This window comes from Streptomyces sp. NBC_01077 (assembly GCF_045162855.1).
Lineage (GTDB): Bacteria > Actinomycetota > Actinomycetes > Streptomycetales > Streptomycetaceae > Streptomyces.
Map to the genome: position 1 here is coordinate 7753254 of NZ_CP108669.1, position 24247 is coordinate 7777500.

Consider the following 24247-nt stretch of genomic DNA (forward strand, 5'->3'; position numbering starts at 1 on the left):
GTCCGGGGCGCCGTGCCGGGACCCCGGCGGGGCAGTACGGATCTCCGTGAGCCCCACGCTCGAGCCGACCGTCACGCCCGCCACCCCGGCGGGCCTCCCGGCGCGCGCGAGGCCGGGGCACCGAGGTCGTCGCCCGGTCCCGGGGCGGCGCCTCTGGATCGTGTTGCTCCTCGTCCTCGCCGCGCTGCTCGGCACCGGGGCGTCCGGCACGCTCACCGGCGGCGCCGAACTCCGGCCCGCCGCCTCCCCGGCGTCCGACCCGAGCGGCGAGATCCACGACTCCGCCGCCACCGAGGCCGGACTCCCCGGACGCCCCCGACGGCACCGGACGGGCCGTCGCCCGGTCAGGCCCCTGCGCCTGCCGTACGGCGCCCGAAGGCACCGCCGGACCCCCGCCCCCGTACCCGCCGCGCGCGGCGACGCGCTCCGGTGCGTGGTGATGCGCTGCTGAGAGGCCCAAGCCTCCCCGCAGTCCCTCCGACATCACCCCCCCCGCACCATGAGGAGCTTCGCCATGCCCGTCGACCCGTTCGCCGTTCTCCAGGCCCTGCTGCGCGCCGAGGCCTCCCGGGCCCAGCGCTCCGAACGCCGGGCGCCCGAGCCCGCCGGCCAGGCGGCGGAGCCCGCCCCGGCTCCGGCCGCCGAGCCGCCCACGTACCGGGAGGACCCCGCCCGCTGATCCTCCGTCACCAAGCGGCGCGGGCCACGGCGAAATCCGATGTGCGTACCGGCATCCGGGCGTACGAGGGTGTTCCGATGACCTCGACCGACCGGAACACCAGCCCCGATCGGTCCGCCGGACCCGCGTCCGGCCCGGGCCAGGAGGCAGCGCAGGGCCCCGAGTCCACCCGGGACCCCACCCCCGGCACCGCCCCCGGAACCCCTCCCCGCCCGTCCCGCGCCGCGCCGCCGACCTCCTCGCCTCCACCGACGGCGCGCTCCTCATGGGCGCCCCCGACTTCTCCCCGATCTCGTACGGCGTCGACGCCCCCCACGGCCACCGCTACGGGGCCGGGGCGGTCGACGGCTGGGCCGCGGTCCTCCCGCCACCCGGCTGGACCGCGGCCGACACCACCCGGCTGCGCGCCTTCATCGGGCACCGGCCGGCGGAGTACTGAGACCGGGGCCGGCGCGGTGTTCGCGCGGTGTCAGGTCAGTACCGTGAACGCGTGTTCCCTCAGGCCCCGTTCCAGCCGCTCGCGCAGCCGGAGCGCGGTCGCGCCGAGGCGGTCCTCCTCGCTCACCGGCAGCGAGAAGCCCACCGCCGAGTGCACCCCGCCCACCGTGATCGGCACGGCAGCGCACACCGCGCCCAGGACGTACTCCTCCCGCTCCACCACCGGGGCGCCCCGCCGGACCCCGGCGAGACGGCGCATCAGCGCCTCCTCGTCCGGCACCGTCCGCGGCGTCAGCCGGTTCACCGGCCGCCGCGCCAGATAGGCCCGGCGGTCCTCCGCGTCCAGCTGGGCGAGCAGACACTGTCCGAGCGCGTGGGCGTGGGCGCTCGCACGGAACTCCACCCACTCCTCGACGGCCGGACGCTCCGGGGTGTCGACCACGGTCACGAGGTCGATCTCGCCTCCGGCCAGGACGGCGTAGTAGACGGCCGCGTCCAGCTCCTCGCCGAGCACCCGCAGCCACTCCGGAAGCCGGGCACCGCGCCCCTGCCCCGCCCCGGTGAGCCGCGGCGCGGCGGGCCCGAGCCGGAACGCCCCTCGCTCGTTCCGCAGATGCCCGTCGTGCACGAGGGTGCGCAGCAGGTGGTACGTGGTGGGGAGCGGCAGGCCCGCCATGCGGGAGAGACGCTTGGCGGTCAACTCGTCGTGTTCGGCGACCAGTTCGAGGAGGGCCAGGGCGCGCCGGACGGAGCCTATGAGAGTGGGGCCGGTGGGAGGCATGGGGCCAGTGTGACCACGCCGACGCGTCGGTGTGGTCACAGCGCACAAGCCTTGTCCGATCGGCCCGGTGAGGTACGGGGGAGCTCGACGATCCTCCAAGACGGGGGACGGGGGCGCGCGGTGGTGCGCGCCGCGGGCCCGTGCGTCAGACCCCTGCCGCAGGCCTCTGCCCTCCCGGCCCCCGGCGTCTGCCCGGCGGGCCCCTTGCCTCTGCCCCTGCCGCCCTCCTCCCTCAGCCCCGCCCTCTGCCCCTCCCTCGGCTCTCTCAGGCCTCCCCGGGTCCTCCCTCAGGCCGCCTTCACGGCCTCGAACGCCCGCGCCTGCCGGCGGCCGTGCAGCCAGACCAGGACCGCCGCGACGGTGGCGAGGGCCACCAGCGCCACCAGCGCCGGGACGAGACCGACGAGCGGGCCCGCCGCCAGACAGCACACGCCGCCCAGGGCGAGGGCCGTCGGTCGGCGCCCCGTGGTGCGCAGCACGATCGCGGCGGCGCCCAGCAGATACACACCGACGCCACCCGTCAACGACCAGGCCACGACCCCGTGGAGAGGTTCGGCGAGGCCGTAGTGGCCGGTGTCGGCGACCTGTTGGAGGACCTTCTTCATACCGAGAGCACAGAGCACGACGCCCGCGACCAGCGGCAGGTGCAGGAAGGTGTACACGTCCCGCGCGAACCGCGTGCGGTCGTCGCCCTGAAGGCCGGCGAGCCGGTGCTCGGCCGCCTCGCCGAGCTGCCGGAAGTACAGCCGCCACAGCCCGGCCGAGAGCAGCAGCCCGGCGGCGGAGGCGCCGAGCACGGCGACGGTGAGCGGGAAGCCGGAGACGCCGACACCCATCGCGACGATGGACTCGCCGAGCGCGATGATCACGATGAGGCCGTGCCGCTCGGAGAAGTGCCCGGGGGAGTTGACCCGCCAGCCGGTCGCGCCGGTGACGTAGATCCCGAGGTAGTCGATGGCCACCGCCCCCAGCCACAGCAGGAGTTGGACCCGGCCGCTGTACGCGCTGCCGATCAGGAGCAGCGCCAGCGGCGGGACGACGGACGTCAGGGCCGTACGGCGCAGAGTCGCACGCAGGCCCGGGTCGCCGGGGCTGGAGATCCAGTACGAGGCCAGATGCAGGACGCGCACCGCCCCGTAACAGAGCACGAACACCAGCGGCGCCGAGAGCCCGCCGGGCGCGTCCGCGAACACGTCGGGCACGGCGAGCGACACGATCAGGACGACGGCCATGACGGTGACGAGGACCCCGAACAGGGCGCCGGAATCGGCCCGTACGACATTCCCCAGCCAGGCGAAGCAGCACCAGCACCACCACAGCAGCGCCAGCACGACCATCGCACCGACCACTCGCACCGGCGAGGGCGCGGCCGCCATCAGGGCGGTGACCTGGGTGATCGCGTACACGAACACCAGGTCGAAGAAGAGCTCCGCGGGCGTCACCGCGTGATCGTCCCCGGTGGCCACCATGCGGGCCCGTTCCCTGTTCCACGCCATCTGTCTCTCCCCCTCCGGGGAGACCACTCCCGGCCACCCCGGCGCGAACAATACTCACGCCCGGGGCGCGCTGACACCGTGTTCCGCGTCCGGCCGAACCGCCCCCACGAGCCCCCGCACGACCACGCGTCGACCGCCCGCATTACCTCCGGCGTAATCGACCCCCGCCGGCCCGCGCGGCATGCTCAAGGACACCGGAACCCGGGCGGCGCACTCCGCTCGGGCTCCGGGTCCACCACCAGCACGAACGTCCCCCATGGAGGGTGATCCGCCATGTCCCAGGCCCTGCTCGCCGGTCTTGCCCGCACCACCCGTCCCCAGTCCGCGGTGCGCCGGTTCCTCGCCCTCGACGCCGTCGTCACCGGGGCCAACGGCATCGCCTACGCCGCCGCCTCCGGCCCGCTGGGAGAGTTCCTCGGGATCGACGCGGACCTCCTGCTCGCCCTCGGCGTCCTGCTCACCGTCTACGCCGCCGGGGTCGCCGGGCTCGCGAGCCGCCCGCAGCCCCCGGCGCTCGGCGTGAAGCTCGTCGTCGACATCAACGCGCTCTGGGCCGCCCTCAGCGTCGTCGCCCTCGTCGCCTGGCTGGAGCCGACCACCGCCGGCCTGGTGTGGACGCCGCTCCAGGCGGCCACCGTCGGCGGCTTCGCCCTGGCGCAGTGGGCGGCCCTGCGGGCCGTCGCCGCTAGCCGCTGAACGCCGGCAGGGCCTGCAGGTACGCGACCGTCGCCGGGTCGGCCGGGAGGAACGTCTCGATGGCAAGCTCGGCGACCGTCACGTCCAGCGGGGTGTTGAACGTCGAGATCGACGACACGAACGACAGCACCCGCCCGTCGTGCTCGATCCGCAGCGGCAGCGCGAAGTACGGGTACACGTCCTCCGGCCCCGGGGCGCCGGGCCCGCACCCGTCGTCCGCGCCCGGCGGCAGCGGATACGCCGTCACCTCCGCGTACAGCGCACGCAGCGACTCCGAACGGGCCAGACCGATCTGACGCTCCATCTGGTGCAGCAGATGCCCGCGCCACTCCGGCAGGTTCCGGATCCGGGGCGCGAGCCCCTCAGGATGCAGGGTGATCCGCATCGCGTTCAGCGGCGGGGTCAGCAGATGCTCCGGCAGCCCGTCGAGCAGCAGCCCGATGGCCCGGTTGGCCGCCACCACCGTGTACGAGCCGTCCACCACGAGCGCCGGAAACGGCTCGTACCCCTGCAACAGCCGCTCGATGCCCGCCCGCAGCGTCTCCAGCCGCGGCGCGTCGAGCGGCGACTCCGCGTACCGGGGCGCGTACCCGGCGGCGAGCAGCAGCGCGTTCCGCTCTCGCACCGGCACCTCCAGGTGCTCGGCGAGCCTCAGGACCATCTCCTCGCTCGGCCGCGACCGGCCCGTCTCCACGAACGAGATGTGCCGCGCCGAGGAGTCCGCACGCAGCGCCAGCTCCAGCTGGCTCAGCCGTCGCTGCTCACGCCAACCGCGCAGCAGCGGCCCCACCCCCGTGTCGCTCACGACAGTTGTCATGGCCAGACGGTATCCCAGAGGGGGACCCGGGTAGTTTCCCCCCGGGACCCCTGTCCGTCACCCGCGCCACCCGACCGGAGGGAGCACCGCCGTGCCCACACAGCCGCTGTCGCAGAAGGAGATCGAGGACCGACTGCGGGAGCTCCCCGGCTGGTCCGTCGGAGACGACCGCCTCACCCGTGAGTACCGGCTCGGCGACCACTTCGCGGCGACCGCGCTCGTCGTCCACGTGGCCCAGATCCAGCAGGAGCTCGACCACCACTCGGATCTGACCCTCGGCTACAACACCGTCGGCCTGTCCGTGAACACCCACTCCGCGGGCGGCGCCGTCACCGAGAAGGACTTCGAACTCGCCGAGCGGGTGGAGAGGATCGCCCCGGGCCACGGTGCCGCCTGACGTACAGTCACCTGCTTCACCTGCTTCACCTGCTTCACCTGCTTCACCTGCACCACCTGCTGCACCTGCCTCTGTCTCCTCGGGGCGCCCCGGAGTTCGTACGATCACCCGCTTCCGTCTCCTCGTACGATCATCGGCATGGCGGAGACCGTGCTCGACTACGAGGCCGAAGCAGCGCACTACGACCGGACCCGGGGCGGGGTGCCCCGGGCCGGCGCGGCGGCCGAGGCCGTCCTGCGGCTCGTGCCGCCCGGCGCCCGCACCCTGCTCGACCTGGCCTGCGGCACCGGCCTCGTCACCGAACGGCTCACCCGGACCGGACTGCGCGTCTACGGGGCCGACGCCGCGCACGCCATGCTGCGGGTCGCCGACGGACGCGCACCCGGCCGGGTCGTCCGCGCCGACGCCCGGCGACTGCCGCTGCCCGACGCCTCCGTGGACGCGGTCGGCGCCGTCTGGCTGCTGCACCTCGTACCGTTCGCGGCGGAGATCGTCGCCGAGGCCGGCCGCGTCCTGCGCCCCGGCGGCGTCCTGATCGCCACCGTCGACAAGGACGCCGCCCACGACGTCGGCAGCGACATCGACGCGATCCTCCGCCCCCACCGCTCGGCCGAAGCGGCCTCCGACCGCGCCGACCTGATCACCCGGTACGCCGCCGCCCACGGCCTCGAACCCGCCCCTGGCACCCACTTCACGGGACACGGCCAGGCCGCCACCCCGCGCGACACCGTACGGAAGCTGCGCGCCGGGTACTTCGCCTCCTGGTTCCCCGGCGACCCGGCGACCGTCGAGACGCTCGCCACCGCCCTTGCCGGCCTCCCGGACCAGGACCGTCCCCGCGGCGATCCCCGGTACCGGCTCGCCTGCTTCGTCCGACGGGCCTGAGGCTCCGCGACGCGCTGGGTCAGGCCCCCTCGCTCGCCCAGGCCGTGTCCGCGAACGCGCGGAAGGAGCGCGGCTCGCGGCCTAGGACCCGCTTCACACCGTCCGTCACCGAGGCGTTGTGGCCGTCGAGGAGCGTCGCGAAGAGCCCCGCGAGCCACGCGGCCTCCGGGGCCGGAAGCCCGAACCCGGTGAGGAGCCCGGCGTAGTCGGCCTCGGACACCGGCTCGTAGGCCACCGGACGCCCCGAGACGCGCGAGATCTCCGCCGCCACCTCCGCGAAGTCCACAGGCCGAGGCCCCGTCAGCTCGTGCACCCGCCCCGCGTGACCGTCCGCCGTCAGGGTCTCCACGACCACGTCCGCGAGGTCGTCCGCGTCGATGAACGGCTCCGCCGTGTCGCCCGCAGGGAAGACCACCGCGCCCGCCGCGACCCCGTCCGCGAGCAGCCCCTCGGAGAAGTTCTGCGCGAAGAACGAGGCCCGTACGACGGCCAGTTCCACCCCGTCGGCCGCCGCGCGCAGGGCCTCCTCCGCCACGACCGCCTCGGGCTCCCCCCGCCCGGACAGCAGCGTCAGCCGCCGTACGCCCTGCTCCACGGCCAGACGGCCGAAGGTCTCCATCGCCTCGACCGCCCCCGGGGCGGCGAGATCCGGGTAGTAGGCCACGTACGCGGCGTCCGCGCCCCGCAGCGCCGGGGCCCAGGTCTCCGGGGCCTCCCAGTCGAACGGGGTCGCGCCGGTACGGGACCCGGCACGCACGGTCGCCCCGCGCGCCGTGAGCCGCTCGGCCACGCGGTGCCCGGTCTTGCCGGTGGCGCTCGTGACCAGAATGGTGGTGCTCTGCTTGCTCTGCGTGTTGTTCGTCTGCGTCGTCATGGGTCAAGACTCCCGCCCACGGCCCCCGCCGCCCATGCTCCGCCGTCTCACGCCCCTATGTCTCCGTCTCACCGGCCCGCCTACGCTGGTGACATGGACGCACTCGCCGGACTCCTCGACGGACCCCGCGCCAGGGGCGCCTTCCTGCTCCGCATGATCATGGAGCCGCCGTGGTCCGTCCGCATCGAGGACGGCGCCCCGATCTGTCTGATGTGCGTCACCGAGGGCGAGGCCTGGATCGTCCCCGACTCCGGCGAGCCCGTCCTGCTGCGGCCCGGGGACATCGCCATCGCCCGTGGCCCGGAGCCGTACACCGTCGCCGACGCCCCTGACGCCCCGCCCCGCGCCCGGATCGGCCCCGACGGCCTCTGCACCACCCTCACCGGGGAGCCGCTCGCCGAGAGCATGCGGCTCGGAGTCCGCACCTGGGGCAACGCGCCCGACGGCAGCACCACCGTCCTCGTCGGCACGTACCTGATGGACGGTGAGGTCGGCCGGCGGCTGCTCGACGCCCTGCCGGGCCTTCTGCACCTGCCCGCCGACGTGTGGAACTGCCCGCTCATGCCCTTCCTCGACGAGGAGATCGCCCGCGACGAACCCGGGCAGACCGTCGTCCTCGACCGGGTCCTGGACCTGCTGCTCATCGCCGGGGTCCGCGCCTGGTTCTCCCGGCCCGGCGCCGAGGCCCCCGCCTGGTACCGGGCCATGGGCGATCCGGTCGTCGGCCGCGCCCTCCGGCTGCTCCAGGACGACCCCGCCCATACCTGGACCGTCGCCTCGCTCGCCGCGAAGGCGGGCGTGTCCCGGGCGGCGCTCGCCCGCCGGTTCACCGAGCTCGTCGGCGAGCCCCCGATGGCGTATCTGACCGGCTGGCGGCTCGCACTCGCCGCCGACCTGCTGCGCGAGACCGATGCCACCGTCGAGTCCGTCGCCCGCAAGGTCGGCTACAGCGGCGCCTTCGCCCTGAGCGCCGCGTTCAAGCGGGTCAGGGGCGTCAGCCCACAGGAGCACCGCGCAGGGGTATGACGATCTGAGCAACACAGGATCGATTTTCTTGCCGGAACGGCAACACTTCTCGCGCTCCGGACCGACTCGACGCACGCTGGACCCATGAGTCAGCACAGCGCAACGCACCACGGCCACTCGCACGGCGACGGGCACGGCCACACCCCCGCGGACCAGCACACCCCCGGGCACAAGCACAGCCACGGTTCCCACCACGACGGCACCCACCTGGACTGGAACGAGCTCGCCCCGCTCCTGGAGCGGCAGGCCGAGATCGAGAGCCCCGCCTACGCGGACGCCGCCGCCTGGCTGGGCACGCTCGCCCCCGTGCAGGGCGTCCGCCGGATCCTCGACGTCGGCAGCGGCCCCGGTGTCGTCACCGGCGTCCTCGCCGAGGCCTTCCCGGCCGCCCGGGCGGTCGCCGTCGACGGCGCCCCCGAACTCCTCGCCCGCGCCCGTGAACGCGCCGAGGCGCACGGCCTCGGCGCCCGGGTCTCCACGCTCCACACCGAACTCCCCGAAGGCATCGCCGACCTGGGGAAGGCCGACCTGATCTGGGCCGGCAACTCCCTCCACCACATCGGCGACCAGCGGGCCGCGCTCGTCGAGTTCGCCGGTCTGCTGAACCCCGGCGGCCTGATGGTCCTCGTCGAGGGCGGGCTGCCCGCCCGGCACCTGCCCTGGCACATCGGGTTCGGCCGGCCGGGCCTCGAAGCGCGCCTCGACGCCGCCAACGCCGACTGGTTCGGCGAGATGCGCGCCGAGACCCCCGGGCACAAGGACGAGCCGGACGACTGGCGGGCGCTCCTCGCCGGCGCGGGCCTCACCCCCGCCGGCACCCGCACCTTCCTCACCGACGTCCCCGCGCCGGTGTCCCAGGTCGTACGGGAGCTGGCCCTCACCCACTTCGGCCGGATCCGTGACGGCTTCGGTGACCGGCTCGACGCGGACGACCTGGCGATGGTCGAACGGCTCCTCGACCCGGCCGACGAACTGTCCCTGCACCACCGCACGGACCTTTTCCACCTCACCGCCCGCACGGTCCACACCGCCCGCAAGGGCTGAGAACCACCGCGCCCGAACACGCCCCCCCGCGAGGCCTCCACGGGCCCCCGCGGGTCAGGACACCGGCTCCAACCGCCACCACTGGAACGGGGAGTCGGTGTCCTCCCACTGCCGTACGTTGCCGCCGTCGTCCTTCGAACCGTCGGCCACCTCCAGGAACAGCCCGCTGATGAAGCTCACCAGCGCGACCGTCCCCGGCGACTGCAGGTCCTGCTCGATGATCCACTCCTGCGCGCCGAAGTTGTTCGCCTTCCACTGCTGGATGTTGGCGCCGTTCTCCGTGGACGCGTTGGCGACGTCGAGCCGCTTGCCGCTGGCCGCGTTCACCAGGTGGTAGAGCCCGCCGCCGTTCGGCACGGCGGTGATGTGCCAGTGCTGCCCGGCAGCGCCGCTCTCGACGCCCTGCTGCACGTTGGCACCGCTGCGGCCCGACCCCTCGTACACCTCCAGGAGCAGCCCGCTGGCCACGTTCCGCACCCGGTAGAGGCCCTCCTCGACGGGCACCGGAGAACCACCACTCACCGAATCGACTCCCTCACTCCACCACTCGGCCTCACGGTCCGCCGTCGACTCTATGCCGGGGGTACGACAACGGCGCCGAGGTCCGGATGGACCTCGGCGCCGTCGTCGTCGCGCCGTCGCACCTCTGCCGTGGCGCGGTTGTCACAGCGCCACCGTCACCGAGTCTTCAGGCGCCGAGTCTTCAGGCGCCGACGTTGAACTCCGCCGGGTTCGGGCCCAGACGGCGGTTCTCGTCGAGCGCGGCGATCGCCGCCAGGTCCTCGGCGTCCAGCTCGAAGCCGAACACGTCGATGTTCTCCTGGATACGGGACGGGGTGACCGACTTCGGAATCACCACGTTCCCCAGCTGGAGGTGCCAGCGCAGCACGACCTGGGCCGGGGTCCGCCCGTGCTTGCGGCCGATCGCGACGATCGCCGGCACGTCCAGGAGCCCCTTGCCCGAGCCGAGCGGCGACCACGCCTCGGTCGCGATGCCGTACCGGGCGTGCGCCTCGCGGGCGGCCTGCTGGGGAAGCTGGGGGTGGAGCTCGATCTGGTTGACGGAGGGCACGACCGAGGTCTCGCCGATCAGCCGCTCCAGGTGCTCCGGGAGGAAGTTCGAGACGCCGATCGCCTTGGCGCGCCCGTCCGCGTAGATCTTCTCGAACGCGCGGTACGTGTCGACGTACGCGTCCTTCGCGGGCACCGGCCAGTGGATCAGGTACAGGTCGACGTAGTCGAGACCCAGCTTGTCGAGCGAGGCGTCGAAGGCCTTCAGCGTCGAGTCGAAGCCCTGCTCGCTGTTCCACAGCTTGGTGGTGACGAACAGGTCCTCGCGGGCGATCCCGGACGCGGCGACGGCACGGCCCGTGCCCTCCTCGTTGCCGTAGATCGCGGCGGTGTCGATCGAGCGGTAGCCGGCCTCCAGAGCGGTCGCCACGGCCGCCGCCGCCTCGTCGTCCGGCACCTGCCAGACACCGAAGCCCAGCTGCGGCATCCGCACGCCGTTGTTCAGAGTGACCGAGGGAACCTTGCTGTCCGTGCTCACGTGGAGTGGATCCTTACGTCGTCGCGGGTCTTGCGTACTACTCCCAGCGTCAACGATCGGGGGCCGTCCCGCATTCCGCTTCCCGCGGTGCGTCCCCCCGGAACGGCTCAGCCGTACAGCGCCGCGACCTCCGCCGCGTACGCCCGCTCGATCGCCTTCCGCTTCAGCTTCAGCGAAGGCGTGAGCAGTCCGTGCTCCTCGCTGAACGGATGCGCGAGGATCCGGAAGGTGCGGATCGACTCGGCCTGCGAGACCAGCGTGTTCGCCGCCACCACCCCCCGCCGGATCTCCGTCTCCAGCGACGGATCGCGTACGAGCTCCGCCGCTGCCAGCGGCGCCCGCCCCTGCATCGCGAGCCAGTGCTCCACCGCCTCCTGGTCGATCGTGACGAGCGCGGCGATGTACGGCCGGTCGTTGCCGACGACGATGCACTGGGCGATCAGCGGATGCGCCCGCACCCGCTCCTCCAGACCCGTCGGAGCGACGCTCTTGCCGCCCGAGGTCACCAGGATCTCCTTCTTGCGCCCGGTGATCGTGAGATAGCCGTCCTCGTCGAGGGAGCCCAGGTCGCCGGTGGCCAGCCAGCCGTCGTTGAGGACGGCGGCGGTCGCCTCGGGAGCGTTGAGATAGCCGGAGAAGATCTGGCCGCCGTGCAGCCACACCTCACCGTCCTCCGCGATGTGCACCGTCGTCCCAGGCACCGGCTGCCCCACCGTGCCGTACCTCGTCCGCTCCGGCGGGTTCGCGGTCGCGGCCGCCGAGGACTCCGTCAGGCCGTACCCCTCGAAGACCGTGACCCCCGCACCCGCGAAGAACAGCCCCTGCCGGCGGTCCATCGCCGAACCGCCCGACATCGCGTGCCGCAGCCGCCCGCCGAGGGCCGCGCGGACCTTCCCGTACACCGTCTTCTCGAAGAACTGGTGCTGCATGCGCAGCGCCGCCGAAGGCCCCGGGCCCGTCCCGAAGGCCTTGTGCTCAAGCGCCTCCGCGTAGGCGACCGCCACCTCCACGGCCTTGTCGAACGGGCCTGTCTTCCCCTCGCGCTCCGCCTTGCGGCGCGCCGCGTTGAAGACCTTCTCGAAGACGTACGGAACGGCCAGCACGAAACTCGGCCGGAAGGCGGCAAGGTCCGGGATCAGCTCCGCGGCCGCCATCACCGGCTGATGTCCCAGCTTCACCCCGGTCCGGACCGCCGCGACCTCCACCATCCGCCCGAAGACGTGCGCGAGCGGCAGGAACAGCAGCGTCGACGCCTCCTCACCCGGCCGCGAACGGAACACCGACTCCCAGCGGCCCACCAGCATGTCCGTCTCGAACATGAAGTTGGAGTGGGTGATCACACAGCCCTTGGGGCGGCCGGTCGTCCCCGACGTGTAGATGACCGTCGCCACCGTCTCCGGGGTCACCGCCCGCCGGTGCCGGTGCACGACGTCCTCGTCGATGTCCGCCCCCGCCGCCGTCAGCTCGGCCACCGCGCCCGCGTCCAGCTGCCACAGGCGCTGGAGCCGGGGCAGCCGGTCGATCACCGAGCCGATCGTCATCGCGTGGTCCTCGTGCTCCACCACGCATGCCGTGACCTCGGAGTCGTGCAGCATCCAGAAGACCTGCTCGGCGGAGGACGTCGGATAGACGGGTACGGGCTGCGCGCCCAGCGTCCACAGCGCGAAGTCGAAGAGCGTCCACTCGTAACGGGTGCGGGCCATGATGGCGACCCGGTCGCCGAACCGCACACCCTCCGCGATCAGCCCCTTCGCGAGGCCGAGCACCTCGTCCCGGAACCGTGCGGCCGGCACGTCCCGCCACTGCCCGTCCGGGCCCTTCCGGCCGAACGTGATCCGGTCCGGCTCCGTCAGGGCACGCTCGAACACGGCGTCCGCCAGACCGCCGACCTGAGGCGCCGCCTCGACGGGCGGCACGGTGAACTCGCGCACTGACCTGCTCCTCGACGGCTCGATGGCTGGAAAAGCTCGTTGTAGCGCTCCGTACGGCGCGGGTGACGGTACCCCACCCGACTGCCCGGCGGGAGGGCCTTCACCAAGCCGGGACATTCCGTGTTCTCACAGGTCAGGATGGGTGGCAGAGTCAAGTCACAGGTGCTGCGGGGCCGTTACCGACCGCTCGGTACGTCCATCGGGCGCGAATCTCCACGGAATCTGTACGGGCCGCTCACGGGCCGCCACACCACGAGCCACGGCACCTGCACGCGCCGGGCCCCCTCAGCCCGGCCGGTGCAGCCGGTCGCCGCCCGCCAGGATCGCCTCCGCCAGCGCGTCCGCCGCCTCCTGCACCGTCCCGCCCCGGCGCCCCGCGCGCAGCACGAAGCCGACCTCGCCGAGCTCCGGCAGCCCCGCCCGCGCCGCGACCGGCACGAGCCCCGGCGGCACCAGGCCTCGCGTGTGCGCCATCACGCCGAGCCCCGCGCGGGCCGCCGCCACGTTCGCACTCAGGCTGGAACTCGTACACGCGATCCGCCACGACCGGCCCTGCGCCTCCAGGGCCTCCAGGGCCCGCGCCCGGGTGATCCCCGGCGGCGGGTACAGGATGAGCGGCACAGGACGGTCGGGATCCAGCCGAAGCCCCGGCGCGCCGATCCAGATCAGGGAGTCCTCCCACACGAGCCGCCCCTCGCTCTCCCCACCGCGCCGCTTGGCCAGGATCAGATCCAGCCGGCCCGCCGCGAGCCGGGCCTGGAGCGTGCCGGACAGTCCGACCGTCAGCTCCAGGTCGACCTCGGGATGCTCGCGCCGGAACGATTCCAGGATCTCCGGCAGCCGGGTCGTCACGAAGTCCTCCGACGCCCCGAAACGCAGCCGCCCGCGGAGCCGTGTCCCGCCGAAGTACGCCGCCGCCCGCTCGTGCGCCTGAAGGATCGTGCGCGCGAAACCGAGCATCGCCTCGCCGTCCTCGGTCAGCGCCACCCGATGCGTGTCCCGGGTGAACAGCGGCCGGCCGGTCGCCTCCTCAAGCCGTCGTACGTGCTGGCTGACGGTCGACTGACGCAGCCCGAGGCGGTCCGCGGCCCGGGTGAAGCTCAGCGTCTGGGCCACGGCGAGGAACGTGCGCAGGTGCGTGGGCTCGTACACAGGACGACCGTAGCGCCTGCCGAGCTGCTTATCGCGATCCGTGATGACAGTCAGTGCCCTGTACGGGATTCCCGATCACCGAGCCCTGGGCCAGGATGGAAGGCACGACCCACCCCCCCCGCAGTGCACAGAGCAGTGGAGCCCATGACCGTCCGTACGCCAGCCCCCACCCCACGGCGAAACCGCCCCCGTACGTCACGCCGCACCCTCCGGCTGCCGTCCTGGCTGCCCGTCGACGGGTACATCCTGGCGCTGCTCGGCACGGTCGCCCTCGCCGCGCTCCTCCCCGCGTCCGGAGGCGCCGCCGACGTCGCCGAAGGGGCGTCGACCGGCGCCGTGGCCTTCCTCTTCTTCCTCTACGGGGCCCGGCTCTCCACCCGCGAGGCCCTCGACGGCCTCAAGCACTGGCGGCTCCACCTCACCGTCCTCGGCAGCACCTTCCTGCTCTTCCCGCTCCTCGGACTCGCCGCACGAGGCCTCGTGCCGACCGTGCTCACCCCCCAGCTCTACAGCGGCCTCCTCTTCCTCTGTCTCGTGCCGTCCACCATCCAGTCCTCCATAGCCTTCACGTCGATCGCCCGCGGCAACGTCCCCGCCGCGATCTGCGCGGGGTCCTTCTCCTCCCTGGCCGGCATCGTCCTGACCCCGCTGCTCGCGGCGCTGCTCCTCGGCAACAGCGCGGGCGGCCTCTCCGCCGACGCGGTCATGAAGATCGTGCTCCAGCTCCTCGCGCCGTTCCTGGCCGGACAGGTCCTGCGGCGCTGGATCGGCGGCTTCCTCGTCCGCCACAAGAAGGTCCTCGGACACGTCGACCGGGGCTCGATACTCCTCGTCGTCTACACCGCCTTCAGCCAGGGCATGGTCGCCGGCATCTGGCACCTGGTGACCCCGGCCCGGCTCGGCCTGCTGCTCGCCGTCGAGGCCGTCCTGCTCGCCACGATGCTGGCCCTGACCTGGTACGGGGCCGGGCGCCTCGGCTTCGGCCGGGCGGACCGGATCGCGATCCAGTTCGCCGGCTCGAAGAAGAGCCTGGCGGCGGGACTGCCCATGGCCAGTGTCCTCTTCGGCCCCCAGGCCGCGCTGGCAGTGCTCCCGCTGATGCTCTTCCACCAGATGCAGCTGATGGTGTGCGCGGTGATCGCGAAGCGCCGCGCACGGGACGCAGAGGGCACGGCGGAGGGTGAGGTGGAGACGGACGCGACCCCGAGCGTCCCCTCCGTAGGCCGGATCACACCCACGACCGCCCCTCGATGATCATCGGGGCCGCTACGGTGCTCCCATGCCCGCATCCGATCCCGGCCTGACCGCACTCGATCCCCGCCGCACCGCGCTCGTCCTCGTCGACCTCATGGAACGCATCGTCGCGCTGCCCCTCGCACCCCGCCCCGGCACCGACGTCCTCACGGCCGCCGCCCGGCTCGCCGACACCTTCCGTGCCGCCGGCGCCCCCGTCGTCCACATCCGGGTCGAGCGGCCGAACGTCGACGCGCAGCCGCCCGGCAGCGAACTCGTCGCCGACCTCGTCCGGGACGGCGAACCCGTCGTCGTCAAGCGCACCATCGGCGGCTTCCAGGACACCGGACTCCACGAGCTGCTCACCGGCCTCGGCGCCACCACCCTGGTCCTCGGCGGCATCGCCACCAACCTCGGCGTCGAGTCCACCGCCCGCGCCGCCTGCGACCTCGGCTACGACCTCGTCTTCGCCGAGGACGCCATGACCGCGCTCACCGCCGACGAACACCGCGCCTCCGTCGACCTCGACTTCCCGCGCCTCGGCACCGTCGCCCCCGTCTCCGCGATCACCCTGGACTCCGAGATCACCCGGGACGGCCCCGCGTGACCCCGGTCCCGATACGGTACGGGGCCCGCCCCTGCTCCCTCGTCGTCTGCCGCGGCTGCTGCTGCGGCGACGCCCGCAAGAACCCCGGCACCGACCACGCCGGACAGCTCACCCGCCTCCGGGAGGCCGCCGCGGCCTCCGGCGGCCGCCTCGTCGTCCGTACGAGCGACTGCCTCGGCCCCTGCGCCCAGGCCAACATCGTCGTCGTCCAGCCGTCCACCGAGGGCCGGCGGCGCGGCGGCCGGGCCGCCTGGGTCGCCTTCACCCTCGACGACGACGCCCTCGACGACATCCTCGCCTGGACGGCCGCCGGCGGCCCCGGAATCACCCCGCCCCCGGCCACCCTCGCCCTCCAGATGATCGACCCACCGAAGAACTGACCCCACCCACGGCGTCCGCCGACGCCGTGGGGCCCGTGTCGCGCCCGGGCCGTTGTCACGGTCGGCCAAGGGGTGCGGGTGAATCTTGGTGGTTTACGTCACCTGTTACCCATCAGTCGCTGGCAAGACTGGGGAATCCTGCCGGACGATCGAACCACCGAGGGGGTCCCGGGATGACGGGCACTCGCATTGCCGCGCTCGGGCACTACCAGCCCGCCAAGGTGCTCACCAACCACGACCTCGCGGAGTTGGTCGACACCGACGACGCGTGGATCACCAGCCGGGTCGGTATCCGCACCCGGCACATCGGCGGGCCCGACGAACCCGTCGACGAACTCGCCGCGCACGCGGCGGGCAAGGCCCTGGCCACCGCCGGACTCACCCCCGACGACATCGACCTCGTCCTCGTCGCGACCTCCACGGCCATCGACCGCTCGCCCAACACGGCCGCCCGCGTCGCCGCCCGCCTCGGCATGGCCTCGCCCGCCACCATGGACCTCAACGTGGTCTGCGCCGGGTTCACCCACGCCCTGGCCACCGCCGACCACGCCGTACGGGCCGGCGGCTCCCGCCGCGCGCTGGTGATCGGCGCCGACAAGATGAGCGACGTGGCCGACTGGACCGACCGCACCACCTGCGTCCTCGTCGGCGACGGCGCGGGCGCCGCGATCGTCGAGGCCGTGGACGACGAGGTGCCGGGGGCCGCGCCCGGCATCGGCCCCGTCCTGTGGGGCTCGGTCCCGGAGATGGGCCACGCCGTCCGGATCGAGGGCACCCCGCCCCGCTTCGCGCAGGAGGGCCAGAGCGTCTACCGCTGGGCCACCCAGCAGCTGCCCGCCCTCGCCCGGCAGACCTGCGAGCGGTCCGGCATCTCCCCCGAGGAGCTGGCCGGCGTCGTCCTGCACCAGGCCAACCTGCGGATCATCGAGCCGCTCGCCGCGAAGATCGGCGCCGTCAACGCGATCGTCGCCCGCGATGTCGTCGACTCGGGCAACACCTCGGCCGCCTCGATCCCGCTGGCCCTGGCCAAGCTCGTCGAACGCGGCGAACTCGCCTCCGGCGCCCCGGTCCTCCTCTTCGGCTTCGGCGGAAACCTTTCGTACGCGGGCCAGGTCGTCCGGGTGCCGTAGGGCCTGTCCGGCGGATCAGGGTCGGACGGGCCCCAGGGGAGCTCTTCCGGTCCGGGGGCGGCGGGGCGGTCGCGCCCCACCGTGGTCGCGCCCGGTTCCGGCCGTGCCCGGGTTTCGGCCGTGCCTCGGTCGCGGCTGTGCTTCGGTGGCGGCCGTGCCCCGTTCGGCGGAGCCCGGTGGCGGCGCGCCGGTGGCGGACCTAGCTTCGATCGCGGTGAGGGTCGTCGCTTTCCGGGCACGGAATCGCTCCGTGGTCGAGCCCCTCCCGTGATCTGGAGGACCGCCATGCGCGCCATACGTGCCGCTTCCGCCGCCCTGCTGAGCGCCGCCGCCGTGGTGGTCACGGTCGCGCCGGCGGCCCTGGCGGGCGAGAACGACCAGAACATCACGTCGTTCGGCTTCTCCGTCAGCCCCGAGACCGTCGCCCCCGGCGGCACCGTGACGCTGAAGTCCGACGGCTGCGAGGTGCCGTCGGTGACCGTCACCTCCGGGGTGTTCGACACCGTGACCCTCAACGAGGGCCGCTCGGGCAACGCGACCGTGGACGTCGACGCCAAGGCCGGCGCCCAGTACGAGATCTCCTTCGACTGCAAGGGCGAGCGCGGCACCACCACCCTCACGATCGCCCAGGGCAACACCGGCGGGAACACGACCGGGCACAACGAGAGCATGCCTCCCGCAGCGCACAAGGGCGTGAAGGCCGGCTACGGCACAGCCGCCGCCTCCGGCGCGGACACCGAGGGCCTCGGCGTCACCGAGGTGGTCACGGGTGTCCTGCTCATCGCCGGAGCGCTCGGCGCGGCCGTCGTCCTGAGCCGCCGCCGCCGCGACGCCGACGGCCGCGTATGACGGCCGGGACCCCGGGGGCCTGAAACGGCCCCTCCGCCCCGGTGTGACGAGGTCCGGGGCGGAGGGGCGCCAGCACGGCGGGCGCCCGTACGCGGGCGCCACCGCGTGCGCGAACGCGGCGCGTCCCGAGCGAAGACGACCTGAACGACGGCCTGCGCGAGGGCCCGAGCGACGGTGCCAAGACGGCTCGCATCACGACGTGCGGACGGCGCGAAGACTGCGCTGCGGCGGTGCGGATACGGCGCGCTCACGGCGCGAGGAGGAGGGCGGGCGTGGGGCGGTCGGACGCGACGCAGCGGGTGCGACGGGACGGACGGACGTGACGGGGCGGCCGGACGGTGGGGCACGGCCGGACGCCGTGGGCCGGCACGGCGCCTGGGGCCTCATCGCCGTCCTCCTCCTCGTCGGCGTCCACCTCGTGCGCGGCGGTACCGAGGAACTCCGTGCCGACGGCCCCCCGCAGCCCCTCTCCGCCGCCGCACCCGACGTCGCCCGGGCCGAAGCCGCGCTCGCCCCCGCCTCCGTACCCGACCCGCTGCCCGCGTCGACCCCGGTCCGGGTCCGCGTCCCCGCCGTCCGGATCGACGCGCCGATCACCAAGGTCGGGCTCGACGCCGACGGCTGGATCGATGCCCCGCCGCCCGAGGAGAACCGGCTCGCGGGCTGGTTCACCGGCGCGGTCACCCCCGGCGAGCGCGGCACCGCCGTCGTCGTCGGCCATGTCGACACCCCCGGCGGCCGGGCCGTCTTCTACGACCTCGGCGCCCTCGGCAAGGGACACCGCGTGGAGATAGCGCGCCGCGACGGCCGGACCGCCGTCTTCGCCGTGTACGGGGTCGAGGTCGTCCCCAAGGAGGGCTTCCCCGCCGAGCGGGTCTACGGCGACGCCGGCGTGCCCGAGCTGCGCCTGATCACCTGCGGCGGCACGTTCACCGAGGAGCACGGCTACGCGGGCAACGTGGTGGTCTCGGCCCGCCTGGTCGAGGTCCGCTGATACCGCTCGCGCCGGACGGCGACCGGGCGGCCGAGCCTTCTCCCTCCCCCGACCCCGCCTTTGTCCCCAACCGGGAAAAAGTCGGGCTGGATTCCTGCTCAACTTCTTCCCACTCCGGTACGCCGCTGCTACGTTCCCCTCGAAAGCCCGCAGACGAGCGTGTGCGAGAGGGAGGGGCGCGTGAGACGCATGACGGCACGACCTGCCAACCGGCATCAGGCGCGACTCCTCAGGCTGTTGCGCGACGGAGGACCCAACTCCCGCGCCCAGCTGGGAGATCAGATCGATCTCTCCCGCTCCAAACTCGCCGTCGAGGTCGACCGGCTCCTGGAGACCGGTCTCGTCGTCGCCGACGGCTTCGCCGCCTCGCGGGGCGGCCGTCGCTCACACAACATCCGGCTCGCGCCCGAACTCCGCTTCCTCGGCATCGACATCGGCGCCACCTCCATCGATGTCGCCGTCACCAACGCCGAGTTGGAGGTGCTCGGGCACCTCAACCACCCCATGGACGTCCGCGAGGGCCCCGTCGCCGTCTTCGAACAGGCTCTGTCGATGGCGGCGAAGCTCCGCTCCACCGGACTCGCCGAGGGCTTCGACGGCGCCGGCATCGGCGTCCCCGGACCCGTCCGCTTCCCCGAGGGCGTCCCCGTCGCGCCGCCGATCATGCCCGGTTGGGACGGCTTCCCCGTACGGGAGGCGCTCAGTCAGGAACTCGGCTGCCCCGTCATGGTCGACAACGACGTGAACCTCATGGCCATGGGGGAGCAGCACGCCGGTGTCGCCCGCTCCGTCGGCGACTTCCTCTGCGTCAAGATCGGCACCGGTATCGGCTGCGGCATCGTCGTCGGCGGAGAGGTCTACCGCGGCACGACGGGCAGCGCCGGCGACATCGGACACATCCAGGTCGAACCCGACGGCCGCCCCTGCGCCTGCGGCAACAACGGCTGCCTGGAGGCCCACTTCAGCGGTGCAGCCCTGGCCCGCGACGCCGAGGACGCGGCGCGCGGCGGCAGGTCGGAGGAGCTCGCCGCCCGGCTCGCGGCGGCCGGCCGGCTCACCGCCGTCGACGTCGCCGCGGCCGCCGCCGCCGGTGACGCCACCTCGCTCGCCCTCATCCGTGAGGGCGGAAACCGGGTCGGGCAGGTCATCGCCGGACTCGTCAGCTTCTTCAACCCCGGTCTGGTGGTGATCGGAGGCGGTGTCACCGGCCTCGGTCACAACCTCCTCGCCAGTGTCCGCACCCAGGTCTACCGGCAGTCGCTGCCCCTGGCCACCGGCAACCTGCCCATCGTCCTGGGTGAACTGGGCCAGACCGCCGGCGTCACCGGCGCGGCCCGCCTCATCAGCGACCACCTCTTCTCCCCGGCGTAACGCGCCCGCGCAGCTCGCCGACTCCCTCCCCGGTGGTGTGTGGGCATTCGCTCCTCCCCCCCCCAACTCCGTCCGGGGGGACCCCCAGGGCGGAACGGGTGGGCACACACCGCCCACCGGCCCGCACCCCCGGCCCTCGCCCAGGCGCCACCCGCACCCGCCGTACCCACCCGCACCACGCACCCTGCCCCGCGTACCCCACACCCGCCGGACGGCCACCCGCACCCGCCGAGGGGATCCCCGCCATGCCCGAAGAACACCCGCCCCTGCTCACCATGTCCGGAATCACCAAGTCCTTCCCCGGCGTCCGCGCCCTCGACGGCGTCGACCTGGAAGTCGCGCCCGGCGAGGTCCACTGCCTCCTCGGCCAGAACGGCGCCGGCAAGTCCACCCTCATCAAGGTCCTCGCCGGCGCCCACCAGCCCGACGAGGGCCGGATCACCTGGAACGGCGAACCCGTACGGCTCCGCTCCCCGAGCGCCGCCGTCCGCCTCGGCATCGCCACCATCTACCAGGAACTCGACCTCGTCGAAGGCCTCTCCGTCGCCGAGAACGTCCACCTCGGCCACGAACCCACCACCGCCGGATTCGTCCGCACCCGCGCCGCGCGGGAGACCACCGCCGCACTCCTGAAACGCCTCGGCCACCCCGAGATCGACCCGGCCCGGCGCGTCGGCGAACTCTCCGCCGCCCAGCGGCAGATCGTCTCCATGGCCCGCGCCCTCTCCCACGACGTCCGCCTCATCGTCATGGACGAACCGTCCGCCGCCCTCGACCCCGACGAGGTCGCCAACCTCTTCCGGATCGTCGCCGACCTCACCGCCGACGGCGTCGCCGTCGTCTACATCTCCCACCGCCTGGAGGAGATCCGGCGGATCGGCGACCGCGTCACCGTCCTCAAGGACGGCCGCGCCGTCGCCCGCGGACTGCCCGCCGCGACCACCCCGACCCGTGACGTCGTCGCCCTCATGACCGGCCGGGACGTCCCGTACGTCTTCCCCGAACGCCCCGCCCGCCCGCCGACGGGCGAACCCGTCCTCCGAGTCCAAGGTCTCGCCAGGAAAGGGGAGTTCGAGGCCCTCGACCTCGAACTGCGCCCCGGCGAGATCGTCGGCCTCGCCGGGCTCGTCGGCTCCGGCCGCTCCGAGATCCTGGAGACCGTCTACGGAGCGCGGAAGCCCACCTCGGGCCGGGTGACCGTCGACGGACGGCCCCTGCGCCCCGGCAGCGTCCCCGCCGCCGTCGCCGCCGGACTCGGCCTCGCCCCCGAGGAACGCAAGGCGCAGGGCCTGCTCCTCCTCGAATCCGTCACCCGAAACGTCTCCGTCTCCTCCCTCGCCCGCTTCTCCCGGGCCGGCTGGATCGACCGCGCCACCGAACGCGAGACCGCCAGGACCGCCACCCGCACCCTGTCGCTGCGCCCCGACCTCCCCGACGCCCCGGTCCGCACGCTGTCCGGAGGCAACCAGCAGAAGGCGGTCCTCGCCCGCTGGCTGCTCCGGGGCTGCCGCGTCCTCCTCCTCGACGAACCCACCCGAGGCGTCGACGTCGGCGCCCGCGCCGAGCTGTACGCCGTCATCCGCGGCCTCGCCGACGACGGCCTCGCCGTCCTCCTCGTCTCCAGCGAGGTCCCCGAGGTCCTCGGCCTCGCCGACCGCGTCCTGGTACTCCGCGAAGGCCGCGTCGTCCACCAGGCGCCCGCCCGTGACCTCGACGAACACCGCGTACTCGACCTCGTGATGGAAGGGAGCCCTGCGGTATGACGCTCACCACCCCGGCCAAGGCGCGGCCCCAGGAGGGCCGTTGGCGCGCACTCGGCCTCAGGGCCGACGTCCGCAACCTGTCGCTGCTCGGCGTGCTCGCCGTACTGATCGCCGTCGGCGGTCTCACCCGGCCCGCCGAGTTCCTCGCCACCTCCAACCTCCAACTCGTCCTGACCCAGGCCTCCGTGATCGGTGTCGTCACCGTCGGCATGACCTTCGTCATCACCAGCGGCGGCATCGACCTCTCCGTCGGCGCGATCGTCGCCCTCGCCTCCGTATGGGCCACCACCCTCGCCACCCAGGAGTTCGGCTTCGCCGGCATCCTCTTCACGGCGGTCGCCGTCGGACTCGGCTGCGGACTCGTGAACGGCGTCCTCGTCGCGTACGGCGGGATGGTCCCGTTCATCGCGACCCTGGCCATGCTCGCCTCGGCCCGCGGTCTCGCGCTCCAGATCACCGACGGCAAGACCCAGATCGTCACGGTCCCGTCCGTCCTCGACCTCGGCGTCCCCGACGCCTACGTCCTCGGGATCCCGCCGCTCGTCCTCGTCTTCGCGGCCGTCACCGTCGCCGGATGGCTGCTGCTCAACCGGACCACCTTCGGCCGCCGCACGATCGCCGTCGGCGGCAACCCGGAGGCCGCCCGCCTCGCCGGCATCGACGTACGCCGCCAGAGGCTCTTCCTCTATCTGCTCTCCGGACTGTGCTGCGGCGTCGCCGCCTTCCTGCTCGTCGTGCTCGCCGGCTCCGGCCAGAACACCAACGGCAATCTGTACGAGCTCGACGCCATCGCCGCCGCCATCATCGGCGGCACCCTCCTGAGCGGCGGCCGGGGCACCATCGTCGGCTCCGTCCTCGGCGTCCTCGTCTTCACGACCATCACCAACATCTTCGCGCTCAACAACCTGCAGAGCGACGTCCAGCAGATCGCCAAGGGCGCGATCATCGTCGCCGCCGTCCTGGTCCAGCGCCGTACGGTCCGCGACGGCGACACCTGACCGGACACCGGAGACCGGACGGCGAGAGCCTGCCGGCCCGCCCCGCACCCCCCCCGCACCCGCCCCCTTCACCATCACCCCTCGGAAGGGATCCACCGCCATGCCCGAAACCAGCCGCAGACACCTCCTCCTCGGCGGCGCGGCCGTCTCCGCCGGCGCCCTGCTCACCGCCTGTACGAGCAACGAGCCCAAGAATCAGGCGCCCGTCGCGAGCGCCGCCCCCGCCGCCGACGACAAGCCCGGTACCCCCGTCACCATCGGTTTCGCCGGCCCGCAGGCCGACCACGGCTGGCTCAACGCCATCAACGAGAACGCCGAGCGGCGCGCGAAGAAGTACTCCGACGTCACCCTGGAGATCACCGAGGGCTCCAACGACACCGCCATCCAGATCGGCCAGGTCCAGACCCTCATCAACAAGAAGGTCGACGTCCTCGTCATCCTCCCCGCCGACGGCAAGGCCCTCACGCAGATCGGCCTCCAGGCCATGAAGGCCGGCATCCCCGTCATCAACCTCGACCGGATCTTCGCCTCACCGCAGGCCTACCGCTGCTGGATCGGCGGCGACAACTACGGCATGGGTCTCAACGCGGGCAACTTCATCGGCGAACAGCTCAAGGACAAGCCGAACGCCACGGTTGTCGAACTCGCCGGCATGGACAGCCTCGAACTCACCAAGCAGCGCACCCAGGGCTTCGACGACGCCCTCAAGAACTACCCCAACATCCGCAAGGTCGCCCGCCAGGCCGCCGACTTCACCGTCGAGTCCGGACAGGCCAAGATGGCCCAACTCCTTCAGGCCCAGCCCAAGTTCGACGCCCTGTGGAACCACGACGACGACCAGGGGGTCGGCGCGCTGCGGGCCGTCGCCCAGGCCGGCCGCAAGGACTTCCTGATGGTCGGCGGCGCCGGCGCCAAGGCCGCCATGGACGCCATCAAGGCCGACACCGGCGTCCTCAAGGCCACCGTCCTCTACCCGCCGACCATGGCCGCCTCCGCGATCGACCTCGCCCGCGCCCTCGGCCAGAAGAAGGGGATCGGCGGCATGTCCGAGCTGGAGATCCCCGCCTCGATCACCCTCTACTCGGCCGTCGTCACCAAGGAGAACGTCGACGAGTACCTGCCCACCGGCTTCAGCTGACCGGCCCGCACCCGGACGG

At 73.2% G+C, this 24247-nt stretch carries 26 protein-coding genes; 18 read left to right on the top strand and 8 right to left on the bottom strand.

Annotation, left to right across the window (positions count from 1 at the left end; all coding sequences use genetic code 11):
• The first annotated feature begins 46 nt into the window (after nucleotides 1–46).
• The 3 genes from OG462_RS34925 (at nucleotide 47) to OG462_RS34935 (ending at nucleotide 1118) form a co-directional block, all read left to right on the top strand.
• Entirely contained in the window at nucleotides 47–451 is a 405-nt protein-coding gene (locus tag OG462_RS34925; RefSeq protein ID WP_406063948.1) for a hypothetical protein, read from the top strand.
• Between the two features lie 63 nt (nucleotides 452–514).
• Nucleotides 515–679 carry a hypothetical protein gene (locus OG462_RS34930; RefSeq protein ID WP_406063950.1) on the top strand — a complete coding sequence of 55 codons (165 nt, stop codon included), beginning with the start codon at nucleotides 515–517 and terminating at the stop codon, nucleotides 677–679.
• Between the two features lie 265 nt (nucleotides 680–944).
• Complete coding sequence (locus OG462_RS34935) at nucleotides 945–1118, top strand: alpha/beta-hydrolase family protein (RefSeq protein WP_406063952.1); 174 nt, start codon at nucleotides 945–947, stop codon at nucleotides 1116–1118.
• A gap of 30 nt (nucleotides 1119–1148) precedes the next feature.
• Here the strand turns inward: OG462_RS34935 and OG462_RS34940 are convergent, their stop codons facing one another.
• Together OG462_RS34940 and OG462_RS34945 are read right to left on the bottom strand one after the other, a co-directional pair.
• Nucleotides 1149–1898, bottom strand: coding sequence for an IclR family transcriptional regulator (locus OG462_RS34940; RefSeq protein WP_406063954.1), 750 nt, complete (start codon nucleotides 1896–1898; stop codon nucleotides 1149–1151).
• A gap of 287 nt (nucleotides 1899–2185) precedes the next feature.
• Nucleotides 2186–3394, bottom strand: a complete 1209-nt coding sequence (locus OG462_RS34945; protein ID WP_406063956.1) for a low temperature requirement protein A — start codon at nucleotides 3392–3394, stop codon at nucleotides 2186–2188.
• Nucleotides 3395–3667: 273 nt separating this feature from the next.
• Between OG462_RS34945 and OG462_RS34950 the strand changes: the two genes are divergently transcribed.
• Nucleotides 3668–4090 (top strand): hypothetical protein, encoded by a 423-nt coding sequence (locus OG462_RS34950; RefSeq protein WP_406063958.1) that lies wholly within the window; start codon nucleotides 3668–3670, stop codon nucleotides 4088–4090.
• Here OG462_RS34950 and OG462_RS34955 read toward each other — a convergent pair.
• Nucleotides 4080–4907: a helix-turn-helix domain-containing protein gene (locus tag OG462_RS34955; protein ID WP_406063959.1), complete on the bottom strand. Its 828-nt coding sequence runs from the start codon at nucleotides 4905–4907 to the stop codon at nucleotides 4080–4082. The genes OG462_RS34950 and OG462_RS34955 overlap by 11 nt on opposite strands.
• Nucleotides 4908–4998: 91 nt before the next feature.
• On the opposite strand from OG462_RS34955, the gene OG462_RS34960 reads away from it, so the two are divergent.
• Both OG462_RS34960 and OG462_RS34965 read left to right on the top strand, forming a co-directional pair.
• Nucleotides 4999–5304 carry a 4a-hydroxytetrahydrobiopterin dehydratase gene (locus OG462_RS34960; RefSeq protein ID WP_266898696.1) on the top strand — a complete coding sequence of 102 codons (306 nt, stop codon included), beginning with the start codon at nucleotides 4999–5001 and terminating at the stop codon, nucleotides 5302–5304.
• A 138-nt stretch (nucleotides 5305–5442) separates the two neighbouring features.
• Nucleotides 5443–6189, top strand: coding sequence for a class I SAM-dependent methyltransferase (locus tag OG462_RS34965; RefSeq protein WP_406063961.1), 747 nt, complete (start codon nucleotides 5443–5445; stop codon nucleotides 6187–6189).
• A gap of 19 nt (nucleotides 6190–6208) precedes the next feature.
• Here the strand turns inward: OG462_RS34965 and OG462_RS34970 are convergent, their stop codons facing one another.
• The gene (locus OG462_RS34970) at nucleotides 6209–7063 is read right to left on the bottom strand and encodes an NmrA family transcriptional regulator (RefSeq protein WP_406063963.1); all 855 of its coding nucleotides are present in this window, start codon (nucleotides 7061–7063) and stop codon (nucleotides 6209–6211) included.
• A gap of 93 nt (nucleotides 7064–7156) precedes the next feature.
• Here OG462_RS34970 and OG462_RS34975 point away from each other — a divergent pair, with 93 nt between their 5' ends.
• Both OG462_RS34975 and OG462_RS34980 read left to right on the top strand, forming a co-directional pair.
• Nucleotides 7157–8089 (top strand): AraC family transcriptional regulator, encoded by a 933-nt coding sequence (locus tag OG462_RS34975; RefSeq protein ID WP_406063965.1) that lies wholly within the window; start codon nucleotides 7157–7159, stop codon nucleotides 8087–8089.
• Nucleotides 8090–8173: 84 nt separating this feature from the next.
• Complete coding sequence (locus tag OG462_RS34980) at nucleotides 8174–9133, top strand: class I SAM-dependent methyltransferase (protein WP_406063967.1); 960 nt, start codon at nucleotides 8174–8176, stop codon at nucleotides 9131–9133.
• A 54-nt stretch (nucleotides 9134–9187) separates the two neighbouring features.
• Here OG462_RS34980 and OG462_RS34985 read toward each other — a convergent pair whose 3' ends face one another.
• The 4 genes from OG462_RS34985 to OG462_RS35000 all read right to left on the bottom strand — a co-directional run bounded on the left by OG462_RS34985 (nucleotide 9188) and on the right by OG462_RS35000 (nucleotide 13765).
• On the bottom strand, nucleotides 9188–9655 hold the full coding sequence (locus tag OG462_RS34985; RefSeq protein WP_406063969.1) for an RICIN domain-containing protein: 468 nt from the start codon (nucleotides 9653–9655) through the stop codon (nucleotides 9188–9190).
• A 181-nt stretch (nucleotides 9656–9836) separates the two neighbouring features.
• A complete protein-coding gene (locus tag OG462_RS34990) occupies nucleotides 9837–10631 on the bottom strand; it encodes an aldo/keto reductase (RefSeq protein WP_406066840.1) in 795 nt (264 codons plus the stop codon).
• Between the two features lie 158 nt (nucleotides 10632–10789).
• The gene (locus OG462_RS34995; protein WP_406063971.1) at nucleotides 10790–12613 is read right to left on the bottom strand and encodes an AMP-dependent synthetase/ligase; all 1824 of its coding nucleotides are present in this window, start codon (nucleotides 12611–12613) and stop codon (nucleotides 10790–10792) included.
• A 285-nt stretch (nucleotides 12614–12898) separates the two neighbouring features.
• Entirely contained in the window at nucleotides 12899–13765 is an 867-nt protein-coding gene (locus OG462_RS35000) for a LysR substrate-binding domain-containing protein (protein ID WP_406063973.1), read from the bottom strand.
• A gap of 144 nt (nucleotides 13766–13909) precedes the next feature.
• Here OG462_RS35000 and OG462_RS35005 point away from each other — a divergent pair, with 144 nt between their 5' ends.
• The 10 genes from OG462_RS35005 to OG462_RS35050 all read left to right on the top strand — a co-directional run bounded on the left by OG462_RS35005 (nucleotide 13910) and on the right by OG462_RS35050 (nucleotide 24228).
• Complete coding sequence (locus OG462_RS35005; RefSeq protein WP_406063975.1) at nucleotides 13910–15019, top strand: bile acid:sodium symporter family protein; 1110 nt, start codon at nucleotides 13910–13912, stop codon at nucleotides 15017–15019.
• Nucleotides 15020–15044: 25 nt separating this feature from the next.
• A complete protein-coding gene (locus tag OG462_RS35010; protein ID WP_406063977.1) occupies nucleotides 15045–15605 on the top strand; it encodes an isochorismatase family protein in 561 nt (186 codons plus the stop codon).
• The gene (locus tag OG462_RS35015) at nucleotides 15602–15985 is read left to right on the top strand and encodes a (2Fe-2S) ferredoxin domain-containing protein (protein ID WP_406063979.1); all 384 of its coding nucleotides are present in this window, start codon (nucleotides 15602–15604) and stop codon (nucleotides 15983–15985) included. Before OG462_RS35010 ends, OG462_RS35015 begins: the two co-directional genes overlap by 4 nt.
• A 173-nt stretch (nucleotides 15986–16158) precedes the next feature.
• On the top strand, nucleotides 16159–17115 hold the full coding sequence (locus OG462_RS35020) for a beta-ketoacyl-ACP synthase III (RefSeq protein WP_406063981.1): 957 nt from the start codon (nucleotides 16159–16161) through the stop codon (nucleotides 17113–17115).
• A gap of 285 nt (nucleotides 17116–17400) precedes the next feature.
• Nucleotides 17401–17964 (top strand): hypothetical protein, encoded by a 564-nt coding sequence (locus tag OG462_RS35025; protein WP_406063983.1) that lies wholly within the window; start codon nucleotides 17401–17403, stop codon nucleotides 17962–17964.
• Between the two features lie 319 nt (nucleotides 17965–18283).
• Nucleotides 18284–18958 (top strand): class F sortase, encoded by a 675-nt coding sequence (locus tag OG462_RS35030; RefSeq protein WP_406063985.1) that lies wholly within the window; start codon nucleotides 18284–18286, stop codon nucleotides 18956–18958.
• A 189-nt stretch (nucleotides 18959–19147) separates the two neighbouring features.
• On the top strand, nucleotides 19148–20329 hold the full coding sequence (locus OG462_RS35035) for an ROK family protein (protein WP_406063986.1): 1182 nt from the start codon (nucleotides 19148–19150) through the stop codon (nucleotides 20327–20329).
• A gap of 245 nt (nucleotides 20330–20574) precedes the next feature.
• Nucleotides 20575–22092 carry a sugar ABC transporter ATP-binding protein gene (locus OG462_RS35040; protein WP_406063989.1) on the top strand — a complete coding sequence of 506 codons (1518 nt, stop codon included), beginning with the start codon at nucleotides 20575–20577 and terminating at the stop codon, nucleotides 22090–22092.
• On the top strand, nucleotides 22089–23090 hold the full coding sequence (locus tag OG462_RS35045; protein ID WP_406063991.1) for an ABC transporter permease: 1002 nt from the start codon (nucleotides 22089–22091) through the stop codon (nucleotides 23088–23090). Before OG462_RS35040 ends, OG462_RS35045 begins: the two co-directional genes overlap by 4 nt.
• 100 nt (nucleotides 23091–23190) lie before the next feature.
• Complete coding sequence (locus tag OG462_RS35050) at nucleotides 23191–24228, top strand: substrate-binding domain-containing protein (RefSeq protein ID WP_406063993.1); 1038 nt, start codon at nucleotides 23191–23193, stop codon at nucleotides 24226–24228.
• Nucleotides 24229–24247 lie beyond the last annotated feature (19 nt).